General features: G+C 61.3%; 1 protein-coding gene. It reads right to left on the minus strand.

The genetic code is table 11. The annotated features are described in order from the left end of the window. Position 1: 1 nt before the first annotated feature. Complete coding sequence (locus BQ8482_RS33920; protein ID WP_123151537.1) at positions 2 to 1,132, minus strand: IS630 family transposase; 1,131 nt, start codon at positions 1,130 to 1,132, stop codon at positions 2 to 4. Positions 1,133 to 1,185: the final 53 nt, after the last annotated feature.

Raw genomic sequence — 1,185 nt, forward strand, 5'->3', positions numbered from 1 at the left:
GCTAGTGTCCTGATTCCGAAGTTCTGACGATTTTGGCCTGTTGGTCGCCGGTTTTGAGGGTTGCGAGGCAGAAGCGTTCGATCGAGGCGAGAATGTCGGTAGCGGACTTTGTCCATCTGAAGGGCTTCGGGTCGGCGTTGACAGCATTGATGTAGGTTTCGATGGCGGCTTCAAGTTCTCCGGTTGAGCGGTGAACGCCGCGCCTGATCTGCTTGTCGGTGAGGTCGGCGAAGAAGCGCTCGACCTGATTGATCCAGGACGCGCTGGTGGGTGTTAGGTGGACGTGCCAGCGGGGTCGCTTGGCGAACCAGTTGCGGATGGGTTGCGTCTTGTGCGTGGCGTAGTTGTCCATGACCAAATGGATGTCGAGGTCCTCAGGAACCGCCGCTTCGATCTCGTCGAGGAAGCGGCGGAACTCCGTAGAGCGGTGGCGCGGATAGCATTTGCCGATGATGCGTCCGGTGGCGATATCGAGCGCTGCGAACAGCGACGTCACGCCGTGGCGCTTGTAATCATGGCTGCGCCGCTCGATCTGGCCGGGCCGCATCGGCAGCACCGGTTGGGTGCGATCGAGTGCCTGGATCTGGCTCTTCTCGTCCACGCACAGGACCAGCGCGTGCTCGGGCGGTGCCATGTAGAGGCCGACGATGTCGCGCACCTTCTCGACAAACAAAGGATCGCTCGACAACTTGAAGCTTTCTGCGCGGTGCGGCTGAAGGCCGAAGGCTTTCCATATCCGATGGATCGTCGATGGCGCATGGTCGACCGCGCGCGCCATCGAGCGCAGACTCCAATGCGTGGCTTCGCGCGGTGTCGTCTCCAGCGTCAGGCGGATCGTCTCGGCAATCGCATCATCGCCGATCTCTCGTGGCCGACCCGGCCGCGGCTCATCGTAGAGGCCATCCAGCCGATCTTGGGCAAAGCGGCGTCGCCACTTGCCGACCGTGTTCTCAACCGCCCCGACGCGCTGCGCGATCACTTTGTTCTCAAGCCTCTCGGCCGCCAACAACACAATCTCTGCCCGCTGTGCCAGACCTTGCGCCGTTCGCCGCCGGCGCGACAGACCTTCAAGCTCCTTGCGTTCCTCGGCGCTCAAGTCGATGGTTGCAGCAACTCGTCCCATGCATTGCATCTCCAATCGAATCAACGCAATAATCGCACGAATTACGCGATCATGACACTAGC

It is taken from the genome of Mesorhizobium delmotii (genome assembly GCF_900149755.1).
In the GTDB taxonomy this organism is placed as follows: domain Bacteria; phylum Pseudomonadota; class Alphaproteobacteria; order Rhizobiales; family Rhizobiaceae; genus Mesorhizobium; species Mesorhizobium delmotii.